The organism is Pontibacter amylolyticus, from assembly GCF_014638845.1.
Lineage (GTDB): Bacteria > Bacteroidota > Bacteroidia > Cytophagales > Hymenobacteraceae > Pontibacter > Pontibacter amylolyticus.
Map to the genome: position 1 here is coordinate 84,907 of NZ_BMFP01000008.1, position 14,450 is coordinate 99,356.

The following is a 14,450-nucleotide window of genomic DNA, read 5'->3' on the forward strand; positions in this document are numbered from 1 at the left end:
CCCGGTATAACAAAACAGAAACAGCATCGCTTATACCTGTAAATTGGCAACGGTTAATTCCCCTCTTAAGAGGGGCAGGGGTGTGTTATAGCAACTGCCTGTTCTCCCTTCAATCAAGATCCTTTCAGGATGACAGATGGAGAACCCAAAGTTACCCTGGGGCAGGGGGATGACGGTCGTGCACTAAAATCCTGTCAAACCACTAATCCTGTCAATCCTGATCCTGACAATTAAAAAACGGCATAGCTTTGCCTTTATCACCCCCTCTCCTGTTTTGGGGGTAGGGGCCCTCGACAAAAGGAGGGGGCCGGGGGGAGGTTCATCTTTTTAGCACATTTCCTGAAAAGCCTTCGGATTTGCTGAGCGGCATGTGCCGAAAAAATGTAAATTTGAAATCTTAATTAGTCGAAGGGTATGGCAAAGAACACTTACAGAAACGATGCGGTGAGCACGGGAAGGGCGAGGAATGAGGTGCGTGGACGTAATGAACCACGCGGGACTGCCCCTGCCACTGAAAAAACCAAGCAGAAGAAACCAAAGAAGCCTTTTTTTAAGCTACCGTCTTTCCGGTTCAACCTGAAGGCACCCGCTTTTCTGACGGACCGCCGCTTCAAGCTGTTCATCGGCTTTACCTTTTTGCTCATAGCCTTCTTCATGACCATCGCGTTCGTGTCTTACCTGTTCACAGGGCAGGCCGACCAAAGTGTGGTGGAGTCGGTGCAGGGGACAGGCCTGAAGGAATCGGGGCAGGAGGCGGAGAATTGGCTGGGCCTGTTCGGGGCCTGGGTTTCCCATTATTTTATCTATGACCTTTTGGGCGTCGGGGCTTTCTTCCTGATCCCGATCGCTTTCTTTGCCGGCAGTCGCATTGTGTTCCGCTGGAAGACTATCTCTATGTCGTACGTGCTGGGCCTCTGCACCTTCTCGATGCTGTGGCTGAGCCTGACGCTGGGGTACATCGTGCTGACTACGAATACGGTAGGTGACCTGGGCTTTTTGGGCGGAGGTATAGGTATAGAAACCGCCACCTGGCTGAGCAGCCTGATCGGTTGGGGCAGTGGCCTGCTGCTGGGCTTCCTGTTGCTTGTCTTCCTGGTGTTCTTTTTCAACATTACGAGCATCAACTGGAGCAAACCTGCTACTGAAGAGGCCGGTGATGTGGAGGTTGAGCGCGGAGGCGCTTCGTCGCTGCGCGATGTGGTGCACGGATCAGCCCGCAACATCAACCACAATGCTGACCCGACCGCTTCGCTTGATGCCGAGGAAGAAGAGGACCTATACCTGGCCGAAGAGGAGGAGGAGGCGATCAACCGTGCCCTGGAAATGGAGCTGAGTGCGCTCAAGCCGGAGCCGCCAAAACCTGCCACACCAATGCCTACTTTGGAGCTCGACATCGAGACAGAGTTTGAGGAAGAACTGGCCGAAGCTGAATTCGATACGGCCGATGGTGAAGATGACGAGCTTGACCTGCAGATCGAAAAGACGCCGGAAGAGGAAGCCGCCGACGTGCTGGCCACCGAAAACTACGATCCGACGCTGGACCTGGCCCGTTACCAGTACCCGACCATCGACCTGCTCAACGACTATGGCGCCTCCAAGGTGTCGGTGACCAAAGAAGAGCTCGAAGCCAACAAAGACAAGATCGTGGCCACGCTCGGTCACTACAACATAGGTATAGCGAGCATCAAAGCCACCATCGGGCCGACCGTGACGCTCTACGAGATTGTGCCGGATGCCGGGGTGCGTATCTCCAAGATCAAGAACCTGGAAGACGATATTGCCCTGAGCCTGGCTGCCCTGGGTATACGCATCATTGCACCTATACCTGGCAAGGGAACGATCGGTATAGAAGTGCCCAACACCAAGAAAGAGATGGTTTCGATCAAGTCGATCCTGTCGACTGAGAAGTTCATGAAGAGTGAGATGGACCTGCCAATCGCTTTCGGTAAAACCATCACCAACGAAGTGTTCATTACGGACCTGGCTAAAATGCCACACTTGCTGATGGCAGGTGCCACCGGTCAGGGTAAGTCCGTTGGCTTGAACGCCATCCTGACCTCGCTACTCTACAAGCGCCACCCTTCGCAGCTCAAGTTTGTGCTCGTGGACCCGAAAAAGGTGGAACTCTCGCTGTTCAACAAGATAGAGCGCCACTTCCTGGCCAAGTTGCCGGATACTGACGAGGCGATCATCACCGATACCAAAAAGGTGGTGAACACGCTCAACTCACTCTGTATGGAGATGGACATGCGCTACGACCTGCTGAAGGACGCCGGCTGCCGTAACCTGAAAGAGTATAACAAGAAGTTTGTAGAGCGTAAGCTGAACCCGAAAAAAGGGCACAAGTTTATGCCCTACATCGTGCTGGTAATTGACGAGCTAGCCGACCTGATGATGACAGCCGGCAAAGAGGTGGAAACGCCGATTGCCCGTCTGGCGCAGCTGGCCCGTGCTATCGGTATACACCTGGTAGTCGCCACGCAGCGACCTTCCGTGAACGTGATCACGGGTATCATCAAAGCGAACTTCCCTGCGCGTATCTCCTTTAAGGTAACTTCTAAGATCGACTCCCGCACCATTCTGGATGCCGGCGGTGCCGACCAGCTGATCGGTCAGGGCGACATGCTCTTCTCGATTGGATCGGACATGATCCGTATTCAGTGCGCCTTTGTGGACACGCCGGAAGTAGACCGCATTTGCGACTTTATTGGCGGACAGCAGGGCTACAGTGATGCCTACTTGTTGCCGGAGTTTGTGGGCGACGAGAGCGGCAACGAGAAAGCTGACTTCGACTCGAGCTCCAAAGACCCTATGTTTGAAGAAGCCGCCCGCATTATTGTGCAGCACCAGCAGGGCAGTACCTCGCTCTTGCAGCGTCGCCTCAAGCTGGGCTACAACCGCGCCGGCCGTCTGATCGACCAGTTGGAGTCCGCAGGTATCGTGGGGCCGTTTGAGGGAAGCAAGGCCCGCGAAGTTTTAATTCCGGACGAGTACAGTTTGGAACAGTTATTGAATACGCTCTAGGAAAGAAAGCCAAGACACTTAACTACTAACATGAAACGAGTATTATCCCTTTTGCTGGCCCTGATGCTATTTGCTAACCTGGCGCATGCGCAGCAGGACCCTAAAGCAGGCAAAATACTGGACCAGATGAGCCAGAAGTACAGAAGTATGAAAGCTTTTAAAGCGACTTTTGCACAGACACTGGAGAATCCTTCTTCCAAGGTAAAAGAGACGATGGAGGGCGACATCCTGGTGAGTGGCCCGAAATACAGACTGGCCGTGAGCGGACAGGAAATCATCAGCGACGGCAAACTGATGTGGACTTACCTGAAAGAAGTGAACGAAGTGACCATAACGGAGACCGACGCGGAAGCCGAGGCCATGGCACCGAGCAAGATCTTCGACATGTATAAGAAAGGCTACAAGTATGCCTACGCCGGTACCGAGAAGCAGGGTGCTGATACCTTCGATGTGATTGAACTGGCTCCGGAAGACCGCAGCAACCCGATTTTCAAGGTGCGCCTGTTCATTAACCAAAAGGACAAATCGCTGAAAAGCTGGCAGATGTTCCGCAACAACGGCAACCGCTATACCTATACTATCAAAAACTTCCAGGCCAACCCTGCGTTGGCTTCCGACGCCTTCAGCTTTAACAAAGCCAAGTACAAAGGCGTGCAGGTGGTGGATTTACGATAACCTAACTAGTTTCGACTAGGAAAAGAGCTGCTCCGATTGGGGTAGCTCTTTTTTTGTTGTTGGATTATAAGGATGCTTAAGGAGTATTGACTTCTATGGTTGCAATTATAAACCCCACTTGAGTGGTGGAGCGGAACTTTAAGGTATAGGTCCCAGCCTCGGTCGGGCGGAAGGTATAAGTGGCTTTTCGGATAGGCAGATCATCGGTGCACATGTTCCCCTTATACTTCGCCACAACCCGTATGGTCATTTCCTTGCCGGAAGAACTTACATCAAAAGAGCCAAATTGGCCGCAGCCGCCATTCACCTGGAAGTAAACATCAACCGTTACGGTTTCACCTGCTTGTGCCGTGGCAGGGGCATCTATGCGTACGATGGGAGCAGGGCGCTCCTGTACGGCAGGTTCGGCTTCCTCCTTAGAGCAGCCGGAGGTGAGCACAAGAATCAGAGCGAAGAGGCACAGGAGTCGTTTCATAGTTTTTATGCTATATGTCTACTTTACCGAGCCCTTTTATGATAAAATGGTTGCAAGGCCTGGTAGATTTGGTAATGCAATTCAATTCATGGCCTGTGCAGGTATAAAAAATTTGTAGCTGCCTCTAAATAAACTAGCTTTGCTATACCTGAACCATAGCTCCTATACCTATCATGACCAGAGAAAAGCTGTTTGAGCAGATACTCCAGAAAAAGTCCTACCTGTGCATTGGCCTCGACACCGACCCCAAGCGCCTGCCCGAGCACCTGCTCGACCACGAAGACCCGGTGTTTGAGTTCAACCGCCAGATCGTGGAAGCAACTGCCGACCTGTGCGTGGCCTACAAGCCAAACATTGCTTTTTATGAAGCCCAGGGACCAAAAGGATGGGTGAGTCTGGAGAAAACCCTGGAAGTGATACCGGAGGAGATTTTCACGATAGCCGACGCCAAGCGCGGCGACATCGGCAATACCTCGGAACTGTACGCCCGCGCCTTTTTCGAGACCATGAATTTCGACTCCATCACAGTGGCCCCTTATATGGGTGCTGATTCGGTGAAGCCGTTCCTGGTGCAGCCGGGCCGTTGGGTTATTTTGCTGGCACTTACGTCTAACCCAGGCAGCAAGGATTTCCAGATGCTGAAGCTGTCGGACGGCAACGAAGAATATTTATTTGAGCAGGTGCTGCGCGAGAGCGCCAACTGGGCCAGCGTAGGGCAGATGATGTATGTGGTAGGTGCCACGCAGGGTGAGTATATTGAACGGGTGCGGGCCATCGTGCCAAACCACTTCCTACTGGTACCGGGTGTGGGCGCGCAAGGCGGCAGCCTCGAAGAAATCTCCCGTCTGGGTATGAACCAGCAGTGCGGCCTTTTGGTAAACTCTTCGCGCGCCATCATCTACGCCTCCTCCGGCCGCGACTTTGCTGACAAAGCCAGAGCAGCCGCCCTGAAAGTTCAGAAAGAAATGGAGCAGTACCTGGAGCAGTATGTGACGCATTTGTAAGACAGCACGATTTGATAAGGGACCGCTATACCTAAGCCATGCAGCTGGGTATAGCGGTTTTTTGTTTTGTGTTGGTACTGAACAGCTTCTAATTCTTCTTAGCTGTTTAAGAGACTCGGATATAATTTGGGAATTATATATATTGAATTAGAAAGTTCGATCTGAGATAAGGTCTTAGAGCTCACGAACTGCAATTGCACTCCAGTAAAAGCTCCACCCATTGTGCAGCTGGTAGGAGTAGGTACTCCTGCTAGCAGATAGTTGAGTAACATTTATAAAAATGAAAATAAAACAATCCCTCATCATCCTCTTTCTATTGGTAGGATGCCAGCCTTCAATTGTAAGCACATCGCACACAGCAATCCAGGAAGAGCAAGCGGATTACGCAGTGCTAGCAAAAGAATTGGAAGAAATCTATGACATTGACCAAAGTATTCGAAGTATAGATTGGGACACCATCAGCAGCCCAGAGGCAAGTGTTGCGTTCTCTATGAAAGTGATGGCCCTCGACTCGGTAAATCAGACCAAGGTTATACCTATACTGGAACAGCACGGGTGGCTGCCGAGGAGCAAGGTGGGCGATAAAGCCGCTAAAGCAATTTTTTATGTGGTGCAGCATTCTAACTTGGCCACTATAGAAAAGTACCTGCCCCAGATGGAGCAACTGGCAAAGCACGGGGAGGCAAGTGCCACGGATGCGGCCAAAATGCGGGACAGGCTACTCATGTTCCAGGGAAAGAAGCAGATTTACGGTACGCAGACAGCGGGTTGGGTACGAGCAGAAGGCGGGCAGGTTATCTGGCCTATAGAAGATGTGAAAAATGTGAACAAGCGAAGGAAAGAAGTGGGATTTACAACCACAGTGGAGGAGGACGCAAAACGGCTAGGTGCTCAATTCGATCCCAACGAAGAACTGCCGAAGAAAAAAACCGATACTCAACAATAGCTTTACGTTAGCTACGCCAACGCAAAGCCCAGCACGTTACCAGTAGATTGAATCAAGAATGAAAAGAATTTTACAACTGAAGCACTGGCAGATTTTTCTAATCTTGTTGGTTTCAATGCTGGTAGGTAATACCACTATAGAAGGCTACCCAGCCGTTAATGATGTATTGGGAGTCATTGGTGCGGTTCTTTTCTTCACAATTCTGATTGCCTACGGACATTACCTATATGACTACCTGCCAAGGAAAGTAGAGTTAAGCTACAATCTGTTTATTATAAATGCTTTTCTGACTACAGCTACGCTAATAGCAGTAGCTGTCCTTACTGAGTCTAATGAAGTAAGTTTTACCGGGATCTATGCTCTGCCAGGCTTCTATATCAGTTATGCTTTTTTACATACAATTGCTTTTCCAGTAAAAGTATTGAAGTCAATCGAGCTTAATAGGGAGGCAAAATTTGGTGAGTACATCGCACTTTTCTTCGGGATAATATTCTGGCCTTTCTGTATCTGGTTTATCCAACCAAGAGTGAACAGAATAGCAAGAGAAGAACAAGCCGTAATTGAAGTATAAAGAACGTTTTCTGCTAACTAAGCAAGGGTTATATGATTGCCTAATGCCTCGCCTATTGGCTTTATGAGCCGTTAGAAGGCTCCATCTAATGAAACTAAATAAAACAGCAAGACTAATCTGGACTTTTTACCGAAGCTTTGTGCTGGCTTCGGTGGTGATCACGATTTGCTGTATCAAGCTACTCTGGGATTACGACTTCATGATATTCGGTTTGCTGTTCTGGTTTAAAGTAGCCACCCTTGGTTTGGTGTTTTACTTTATTAACAGCTATAAGAGCAACCACTACTATTATTACCAGAATTTGGGGGTGTCCAGGGCCGTGCTCTGGGCAACTACCTTGGGCTTCGACCTTTTCCTGTTTATATTTCTCACTGTGCTAGCCTACAAAATCAGATGAGCCACAAACTGGAAGCCGACAGTATTCAGTTGGCGTTTGATGGCAGAAGAATACTTTCCGACATCTACCTGAAATGCGAAACTGGGGGAATAACTGGTCTGTTGGGCAGAAACGGGCAGGGCAAATCCTGCCTGATGAAAATCATCTACGGCAGTCTGAAGTGTGACAAGTCCATCAGGTTCGATAACAAGACTCAGTTCGAAGCTTTCAAGCGTCCCGACTTACTGCTATACCTCCCTCAGTTCAACTTCATACCACCGCATATTAGTCTGAAAAGGGTTTTCAGTGATTTTGAATTGGATTTCCCAGCCTTTGTGCATCAATTCCCGGAGTTCACGACAAGGTATAAGTCATCGGTAGGCAAGCTGTCAGGTGGTGAGCGAAGGCTGGTAGAAATCTACTCCATTGTGAAATCGGCCTCTCAGTTTGCCATGCTCGATGAGCCTTTCACCCACCTGAACCCCATACAGATTGATAAGGTAAAGGACTTCCTGTCGGAGGAAAAGCAGAACAAAGGGCTCATCATTACCGACCACATGTTCAGGCATGTGTTGGATATTTGTGATACTTTATACGTGCTGACGAACGGGAAGACCCATCTGGTAAGTACTGTTGAAGAGATCGAGGAACTTGGCTATGCCAGGGTATAACTCCTGCCAACAGCGCCTAAAACACTCTAGGGCAAGGCTTAGCCGTGACGATTGCAGCAGAATTATACTTTAGAATTTTGAACCGAACATTAATGAAAAGAATAACAGGGAGGATACTTCTTTTCTTAGTACTGGCGCTTCCAGGATTCGGATGCAGCGATGAAGAAAATTCACCAAGCCAGTGCAATCAGACGGAACTCTCGATTAATAGAACTCCTTACGAAACTTCGAGCACGCGTGCTGCTTTCATGGAGCGGGGCAACAGGCTTCGGCTGGATCTGTACAGCCAGGCCGGTCAAGACACGCTATACCTCATCATGTATATGGAGAATTGGAATTTGATCGGTTCGACTCCCGACGCAGCCTTTGTTACCACATTCAAAAAGAAAGCTGAGTATCTAAACTGCAGAACTTCCGATAAAAGCTTTGAGAATTGCGCTGTACAGGCAGGGCACGGGGCTATTATAAGTAAAACGTATACCTATATGATGCTGGAAGATAACCCGGAAGGCCAAATCAGAATACTGCGCTTCAACAGGTCAGAGAAAATAGTGTCTGGGGACTTCAATTTCAAAGCAGTAAAACTCTATCAGAATGGCTTGGGCGATACAGTAGAGGTTGCCGGAAGCTTTACGGATGTATGCTTTATACCTTACCAATGAGCAGGATACTTCCAGCGCTTTATCACTGCCCCCACCGTTCCTTTCTTAAAATAGCTACTCGAGTTTTACGGAGCTGACGAACTGTATTGTGCCGTAGTTTTTGGTGGTACAGGAACACCCCGCCCACAGCCCCGATCAGGCTGCCTAGTACAATGTCCACGAAGCGGGTATAGATGAGCGCATTGGGATCAGCGGTCATGGCACTGCTGGCCTCCGCCAAAAAGAGGGTCATAGGCGTAATAAAAATCACGGCCAATCCATAGTGCCGCACCACGAGCATCTCAATGACAAACTGCAGAGCGATGATTCCAAAGCAAAGTGCCAGCGGCGTGGTGGTGTAAGGAAGCAGCAGCCAGGTAAGCCCCAACCCCAGGAAAGTCCCCACTATACGTTGGAAGCTGCGCTGCCACACGTGGCGTACACTCACCCCCTGCATCACGGCCAGGCAGGAGATCGGTACCCAGTAGGGGTTTTCCAGTTGCAGCAAATGGCCCGTAAGCAGCGATGCCCCCATGAACACACCTACCACCACAGACTCGACCAGGTTGGAGTAAACGCTCTTCCGTACGACCAGCAACTCAGTCACGGGCTTTTGCTTCCGGAGCATGAGCAGGCTGTAGAAAAAAGCCAGCACACAGGCCAGCATCGTACCAATGCCTATCAACCCGATCCGGGTCGGAATGATTTCCAGCTCGAAGGGCATGACGCTGGCAATGGAGGCGATCATGATAAAGAAGAAACTGCCCGGCGGCTTCATGGCGAAATAGTTGGCAATCCAGTGAATCCCGAGCGCAAACAGGCCCAGCATCAGTGAAGAAAGGTAGGGATTGAAGCTGAAGGCTACACCAACCGTGAGCGACACCATAAAACCGAAAGAGCAAGCGATCAGGGTGATCATGCGATGGGCCAGCGTGGCATGGGTCGGCAGGTATAGGATCACGAGGCCGCCAATACAGCCCAGTATCCCAAAGTCGAGGCGCCCGATGGCATAGCCTGCCAGCAGGGGCAGGCCGGTGCACAAAGAGGCCAGCACAGGGATGTGCCAGAGCCGCTCGGTTTTCTTGAGTTCGAACAGCGCCCTCGCCTCTGTGCGTATAATTTGTCTGATCTGCTGCATCATCTGAATTGCATACTGCTGAGCCTTTTAAGAGTTGCCACCAGGTAAAGCGGCGCACGAAAAAGCCCCGGCTTCTCGACCGGGGCTCTTGTTTTTTTATTTGGCTACGGTACGCTCAATCTCCCGCAAGTTTTCCATTTTCTTGTTTTTGAGGAAGCCATTGATGTCCTCGAAGTGTTCGCGCACGCGCTTGTTGCCGAACTCAAATACCTTGTCAGCCAGTCCGTCCAGGAAGTCGCGGTCGTGCGATACGAGTATGATGGTGCCGTCGAAAGCCTTCAGTGCATCTTTCAGGATGTCTTTGGTCTTGATATCGAGGTGGTTGGTCGGTTCGTCGAGGATGAGCAGGTTGACTGGTTGCAGCAACAGCTTGATCATGGCCAGTCGGGTCTTCTCGCCGCCAGAAAGTACTTTCACCTTCTTCTCGATGGTATCGCCGCTGAACATGAAGGCACCCAGCAGGTCCTTTACGCGTGTACGGGCATCGCCCACGGCAATTTCGTCGATGGTCTGGAAAACAGTCAGCTCGCCGTCGAGCAGGGCGGCCTGGTTCTGGGCAAAGTAGCCGATCAGGCAGTTGTGGCCCAGTTGCAGCTTGCCCTCAAAGTCGATCTCGCCCATAATGGCTTTCACCATCGTCGACTTACCCTCGCCGTTCTTGCCCACAAAGGCCACTTTCTCGCCGCGGTTGATGGTCATGGAAGCATCTTTGAACACCATGTAGTCACCGTACTTTTTGGTGAGTTCCTCCACAATAACCGGATAATTGCCTGAGCGCGGCGCTGGTGGGAACTTAACATTCAGAGCGGAGGTATCCACTTCGTCCACCTCCACGATCTCCATCTTCTCGAGCATCTTCACCCGTGACTGCACCTGTAGGGTTTTAGAGTAAGTGCCCTTAAAACGGTCGATGAAAGTCTGGATATCGGCTATTTCTTTCTGCTGGTCGTCAAACTGCTTTTGCTGCTGCTCGCGGCGCTCTTTGCGCAGTTGCAGGTATTGGCTGTAAGTAACCTTGTAGTCGTAAATGCGGCCCATTGTCACCTCAATGGTACGGTTGGTGATGTTGTCCACAAAGGTTTTGTCGTGCGAGATCACGATCACGGCCTTGGCATTGTTCACCAGAAAATCCTCGAGCCACTGGATGGACTCAATGTCGAGGTGGTTGGTCGGTTCGTCGAGCAGGATCAGGTCCGGCTTCTGGAGCAGGATCTTGGCCAGCTCGATGCGCATGCGCCAGCCACCGCTGAACTCAGTGGTAGAGCGGGTGAAGTCTTCGCGGGAGAAGCCCAGGCCTTTGAGGGTTTGCTCTACCTCGGCGTCGAAGTTGATCTCCTCAATAGAATAGTATTTTTCGCCCAGCTCCGATACCTGCTCGATGATCTTGTAGTATTCGTCAGAGTCGTAGTCGGTGCGGGTTTCGAGTTCCGCGTTGAGGGCATCCATCTGCTTTTTCATATCGAGTACTTTGGCAAAAGCCTTGGAAGCCTCCTCGAATACGGTACAGTTGTCTTCGGTGAGCAGGTGCTGCGGCAGGTAGGCGATCACGGCATCCTTTGGGGCCGACACCTTGCCACGGGTAGGCTTGCTGGCGCCCGCTATAATTTTGAGCAGCGTAGACTTACCCGCTCCGTTTTTTCCCATGAGGGCAATGCGGTCGTTTTCGTTGATGTTGAAAGAAACATTGCTGAAAAGGGCTGCACCATTGAACTCCACGCTCACCGCGTCAACTGAAATCATAATCGTTTAATTTTAAGGGGGCAAAGATACAAAAGTTTGGGAGTTTAAGGGTTTGAGAGTTTAGGAGTTGATGCGTTTATAGGATGATTTTCTGATTGTCACTAATATGGCGGTTAGTTCATTGGCCTCCTGCTTTAGAGATGCAAGACGGCTCGCTGTTACTATTTCTGCTTCTTCCAACAGCTCAATCCAGAAAAGCGATTCGTCAGCTTCTTCAAGGGCTATACCTATCTTTGCTACGAACTCAGCGTTGGAGCGTGCCCGGCAAGCAGCGCGGTAATTAGCAGCAACCGATGTGGCTGATCTTAATAACTGTTTCCCCAAAATGTAAGCATCCGCTTGTTTAGGTAGTGCCCTGAACAGACGGATACACCGCAGTGCAAATTCCTTTGTCCGCTGTTTCAGGCTTTCCCCAAAAGCAAAATTGCTAACTCTTTCGATACTCTCTATTCTTAAATCATCATTCATAATTCTCAAACTCCTAAACTCTCAAACTCCCAAACTTATAAACTCGTAAAACTTCCGCAACCACAACCAAGGCGCATGAAAGAAGAGTTCCTGCACTACATCTGGCAGCATCAGTATTTCGACAAATCGGATTTATACACAGTAGAGGGGGAACTGGTACAGGTGCTGCGGGTGGGTATGTACAACACCGACGCCGGGCCTGATTTCAAAGAGGCCATCATCCGGGTGGGTGAGGTGGAGTGGTCAGGGAGTGTGGAGATACACCTGCGCGGCTCGGACTGGCGACGGCACCAGCACCAGCTCGACTTTAAATACAACCAGGTGGTGCTGCATGTGGTATGGGAGGCCGATGAAGCTGTGAAACGGTCTGACGGCACTGCTATACCTACATTGGAGCTAAAAAAAAGGGTAAACCTAGCCGTGCTGCAAACCTACGAGCAACTGCGGCGGGCACCTTACGCTATACCTTGCGCCGGCTTCTGGCCGCAGGTACCGGACATCACCAAGACCATGATGCTGGGCCGCGCCCTTACTGAGCGGCTGGAGCTGAAAGGGGAGGAGGTGCTACAGGTATACAGCCAACTCGGCAACGACTGGGAAGCCATTGCTTTTCAGATGCTTTGCAAGGGCTTCGGCTTCAAGATCAACCAGGAGCCTTTTGAGCGACTGGCCCGGGCGCTGCCCATGCAGGTGCTGCGTAAGCATCAGTACAGTTTATTTCAATTGGAGGCCCTGCTGTTCGGACAGGCCGGCTTTCTGACGGAGCCTGCGGACGATTATAGTACTAAACTGGCCAAAGAACATGCCTATCTCAGCCATAAGTATAACCTGCAGGAACTCACAATGCAGCGGCACCACTGGAACTTCCTGCGCATGCGGCCTGCTAATTTCCCTACAGTGCGATTGGCACAACTGGCGGCACTGTTGCACAAGCACAAAAGCCTCTTTTCCACCATTATCCAAACCGAGGGAGTCAAAAACTACGATGCGCTGTGGCAGGCGCCCGTGTCGGCATATTGGCAAAAACATTATACCTTTGGAGCGGAGTCGAAGGCGGTGCAGGTGCAACTGGGCAAGTCGAGTGCGCAGAATCTGACCATCAATGTGGCTGCGCCGCTGCTGGCGGCCTATGCCGTGCACACTGATCAGCTGGAGCATCTGGGCAAAGCGGTGGATCTGCTGGAAAAGGTGAAAGAGGCTAGCAACCGCATCACGCGGCAATATGAGGAACTGGGCTGGAAAGCCGCCTCGGCCGCCGACAACCAGGCAGCCCTCGGACTCTACAAGCGCTATTGCCAGCCGGTCAATTGCCTGCGCTGCGCCATTGGCAACAAGATTATGAAGCAAAATCTACCAACTACGTGAGTGTACTGATCTACGGCCTGAACCTGCTGGTGCTGGCTGGGCTAATCTGGTGGCTCTGGAAACAGGACTGGAACCCCCGGTTGCGGCCTTTCTTTTTCCCGACGCTGCTGCTCAAACTTGCCTGCGGACTCCTGATCGGGGTGCTGAGCTTTCACGTGTACGATAAAGGCGACACGCAGCTCTACTACCAGCGGGCCCTGATGATGACCGACCTGGCCCACGAGCAAGGTATAGGCACTTACCTGCATTACCTCTTTTTCAACGACCCAACAGGCACACCGCTCCAGGGCTTGCAGAAGCCGTTCTACGAAAGCGCCTGGAACATGCCGCGCCTGCTGAGCGTGCCCCTGCTGCTGACAGACGGAAATTACTACCTCAGTTCGCTCTACCTGTCGCTGTTCAGTTTTGCCGGGCTGTGGTTTTTTGTGAATGCCCTGGCCCGGTATTTCCCAACAACAGCTATACCTGCCGTCGTGGCGTTTCTGGCTTTCCCCTCTGTGATGTACTGGTCGTCAGGCGTGCTCAAAGAGAGCGTACTGATGGGAGGCATGGGGCTGCTGCTGGGCAGTAGTCTATACCTGATGTTCGGGAAACTGAGACGCAAGCCGGTGCTATACCTGTTGCTGGCATTGCTGGGCCTATACCTGATCTGGCTCGTGAAATACTTTGTGGCCGTGGCCATTGCGCTGACGCTGGCCTTGGCCCTGCTCCTGAAGCTGATCTTCTACAATCCGAAGCTGGCGCACATCCACTGGCTGCTGAAAGGAATAGCCTTACTAGCCCTATTCTCAGGTATAGCCTGGCTAGGTACGCAACTCAATCCTAACCTGAACCTGGAGGTACTGCCGGATGTGGTGTACAAGAACTACCAGGTCAGTCTACTGGCCTCGCAGGGCAAACCACGTATTGATTTTCCATTCCTGGAGCCGACTTACCTGAGTTTCGTGCTCCACTCGCAACTGGCCTTCATCGGCATGCTGTTCCGCCCCTTTATCTGGGAAGCATATAATATACGCACCTTTGCAGCGGCACTCGAAAACACCTTGCTGTTGGTGCTGGCCTTCGGTTTTCTGCGCGACCTCTTCGAGGCGGGCCGGGTCAAGTGGCGCTATGGCTATCTGCTCACGGCACTGCTCGTTTTTGTATTTGTGATGGGCGTTTTACTGGCTTACAGCATGCCGAACCTGGGGACACTCAACAGGTATAGGGTGGTGGTGCTACCCTTTGTGGTATACCTGCTGTTGCTCTGCAAAACCAACTCGGAGTTGCTGCGCTACCTGCTTCCCGTTCGAAAGCATCAGCCCGAGGAAGACGAGCCCGTACAAATCGCTGCAGATTAGCGCTAATCTTCGTACC

Annotated in this window: 14 protein-coding genes; 10 read left to right on the forward strand and 4 right to left on the reverse strand. The window is 51.3% G+C overall.

The window, feature by feature from the left end:
• Nucleotides 1-414: 414 nt before the first annotated feature.
• Entirely contained in the window at nucleotides 415-3,024 is a 2,610-nt protein-coding gene (locus IEV97_RS17965) for an FtsK/SpoIIIE family DNA translocase (protein ID WP_188502878.1), read from the forward strand.
• Nucleotides 3,025-3,054: 30 nt separating this feature from the next.
• Nucleotides 3,055-3,699, forward strand: coding sequence for an outer membrane lipoprotein periplasmic chaperone LolA1 (gene lolA1 / locus IEV97_RS17970; protein WP_188502879.1), 645 nt, complete (start codon nucleotides 3,055-3,057; stop codon nucleotides 3,697-3,699).
• A gap of 76 nt (nucleotides 3,700-3,775) precedes the next feature.
• Here the strand turns inward: lolA1 and IEV97_RS17975 are convergent, their stop codons facing one another.
• On the reverse strand, nucleotides 3,776-4,174 hold the full coding sequence (locus IEV97_RS17975; RefSeq protein ID WP_188502880.1) for a hypothetical protein: 399 nt from the start codon (nucleotides 4,172-4,174) through the stop codon (nucleotides 3,776-3,778).
• Nucleotides 4,175-4,347: 173 nt separating this feature from the next.
• Between IEV97_RS17975 and pyrF the strand changes: the two genes are divergently transcribed.
• The 6 genes from pyrF (at nucleotide 4,348) to IEV97_RS18005 (ending at nucleotide 8,404) form a co-directional block, all read left to right on the forward strand.
• The gene (gene pyrF / locus IEV97_RS17980) at nucleotides 4,348-5,178 is read left to right on the forward strand and encodes an orotidine-5'-phosphate decarboxylase (protein WP_188502881.1); all 831 of its coding nucleotides are present in this window, start codon (nucleotides 4,348-4,350) and stop codon (nucleotides 5,176-5,178) included.
• A 280-nt stretch (nucleotides 5,179-5,458) separates the two neighbouring features.
• Nucleotides 5,459-6,124 carry a DUF6624 domain-containing protein gene (locus IEV97_RS17985; RefSeq protein WP_188502882.1) on the forward strand — a complete coding sequence of 222 codons (666 nt, stop codon included), beginning with the start codon at nucleotides 5,459-5,461 and terminating at the stop codon, nucleotides 6,122-6,124.
• A gap of 58 nt (nucleotides 6,125-6,182) precedes the next feature.
• A complete protein-coding gene (locus IEV97_RS17990; RefSeq protein ID WP_188502883.1) occupies nucleotides 6,183-6,695 on the forward strand; it encodes a hypothetical protein in 513 nt (170 codons plus the stop codon).
• An 88-nt stretch (nucleotides 6,696-6,783) separates the two neighbouring features.
• The gene (locus tag IEV97_RS17995; RefSeq protein WP_188502884.1) at nucleotides 6,784-7,092 is read left to right on the forward strand and encodes a hypothetical protein; all 309 of its coding nucleotides are present in this window, start codon (nucleotides 6,784-6,786) and stop codon (nucleotides 7,090-7,092) included.
• A complete protein-coding gene (locus IEV97_RS18000; protein WP_188502885.1) occupies nucleotides 7,089-7,742 on the forward strand; it encodes an ATP-binding cassette domain-containing protein in 654 nt (217 codons plus the stop codon). Before IEV97_RS17995 ends, IEV97_RS18000 begins: the two co-directional genes overlap by 4 nt.
• Nucleotides 7,743-7,834: 92 nt before the next feature.
• Nucleotides 7,835-8,404 carry a hypothetical protein gene (locus IEV97_RS18005; protein WP_188502886.1) on the forward strand — a complete coding sequence of 190 codons (570 nt, stop codon included), beginning with the start codon at nucleotides 7,835-7,837 and terminating at the stop codon, nucleotides 8,402-8,404.
• Nucleotides 8,405-8,426: 22 nt separating this feature from the next.
• On the opposite strand, the gene IEV97_RS18010 is transcribed toward IEV97_RS18005, so the two are convergent.
• The 3 genes from IEV97_RS18010 to IEV97_RS18020 all read right to left on the reverse strand — a co-directional run bounded on the left by IEV97_RS18010 (nucleotide 8,427) and on the right by IEV97_RS18020 (nucleotide 11,729).
• Nucleotides 8,427-9,524 (reverse strand): FUSC family protein, encoded by a 1,098-nt coding sequence (locus IEV97_RS18010; protein ID WP_188502887.1) that lies wholly within the window; start codon nucleotides 9,522-9,524, stop codon nucleotides 8,427-8,429.
• Nucleotides 9,525-9,617: 93 nt separating this feature from the next.
• Nucleotides 9,618-11,261 carry an ABC-F family ATP-binding cassette domain-containing protein gene (locus IEV97_RS18015; RefSeq protein ID WP_188502888.1) on the reverse strand — a complete coding sequence of 548 codons (1,644 nt, stop codon included), beginning with the start codon at nucleotides 11,259-11,261 and terminating at the stop codon, nucleotides 9,618-9,620.
• Between the two features lie 60 nt (nucleotides 11,262-11,321).
• Nucleotides 11,322-11,729: a four helix bundle protein gene (locus tag IEV97_RS18020; protein ID WP_188502889.1), complete on the reverse strand. Its 408-nt coding sequence runs from the start codon at nucleotides 11,727-11,729 to the stop codon at nucleotides 11,322-11,324.
• 75 nt (nucleotides 11,730-11,804) lie between these two features.
• On the opposite strand from IEV97_RS18020, the gene IEV97_RS18025 reads away from it, so the two are divergent.
• Nucleotides 11,805-13,094: a DUF2851 family protein gene (locus IEV97_RS18025; RefSeq protein WP_188502890.1), complete on the forward strand. Its 1,290-nt coding sequence runs from the start codon at nucleotides 11,805-11,807 to the stop codon at nucleotides 13,092-13,094.
• Entirely contained in the window at nucleotides 13,091-14,434 is a 1,344-nt protein-coding gene (locus tag IEV97_RS18030; RefSeq protein ID WP_188502891.1) for a hypothetical protein, read from the forward strand. Before IEV97_RS18025 ends, IEV97_RS18030 begins: the two co-directional genes overlap by 4 nt.
• Nucleotides 14,435-14,450 lie beyond the last annotated feature (16 nt).

Coding starts and splice junctions, on each gene's coding strand:
- IEV97_RS17965 (WP_188502878.1), top strand. CDS start 415: ATGGCAAAGAACACTTACAGAAACGATGCGGTGAGCACGGGAAGGGCG.
- lolA1 (WP_188502879.1), top strand. CDS start 3,055: ATGAAACGAGTATTATCCCTTTTGCTGGCCCTGATGCTATTTGCTAAC.
- IEV97_RS17975 (WP_188502880.1), bottom strand. CDS start 4,174: ATGAAACGACTCCTGTGCCTCTTCGCTCTGATTCTTGTGCTCACCTCC.
- pyrF (WP_188502881.1), top strand. CDS start 4,348: ATGACCAGAGAAAAGCTGTTTGAGCAGATACTCCAGAAAAAGTCCTAC.
- IEV97_RS17985 (WP_188502882.1), top strand. CDS start 5,459: ATGAAAATAAAACAATCCCTCATCATCCTCTTTCTATTGGTAGGATGC.
- IEV97_RS17990 (WP_188502883.1), top strand. CDS start 6,183: ATGAAAAGAATTTTACAACTGAAGCACTGGCAGATTTTTCTAATCTTG.
- IEV97_RS17995 (WP_188502884.1), top strand. CDS start 6,784: ATGAAACTAAATAAAACAGCAAGACTAATCTGGACTTTTTACCGAAGC.
- IEV97_RS18000 (WP_188502885.1), top strand. CDS start 7,089: ATGAGCCACAAACTGGAAGCCGACAGTATTCAGTTGGCGTTTGATGGC.
- IEV97_RS18005 (WP_188502886.1), top strand. CDS start 7,835: ATGAAAAGAATAACAGGGAGGATACTTCTTTTCTTAGTACTGGCGCTT.
- IEV97_RS18010 (WP_188502887.1), bottom strand. CDS start 9,524: ATGATGCAGCAGATCAGACAAATTATACGCACAGAGGCGAGGGCGCTG.
- IEV97_RS18015 (WP_188502888.1), bottom strand. CDS start 11,261: ATGATTTCAGTTGACGCGGTGAGCGTGGAGTTCAATGGTGCAGCCCTT.
- IEV97_RS18020 (WP_188502889.1), bottom strand. CDS start 11,729: ATGAATGATGATTTAAGAATAGAGAGTATCGAAAGAGTTAGCAATTTT.
- IEV97_RS18025 (WP_188502890.1), top strand. CDS start 11,805: ATGAAAGAAGAGTTCCTGCACTACATCTGGCAGCATCAGTATTTCGAC.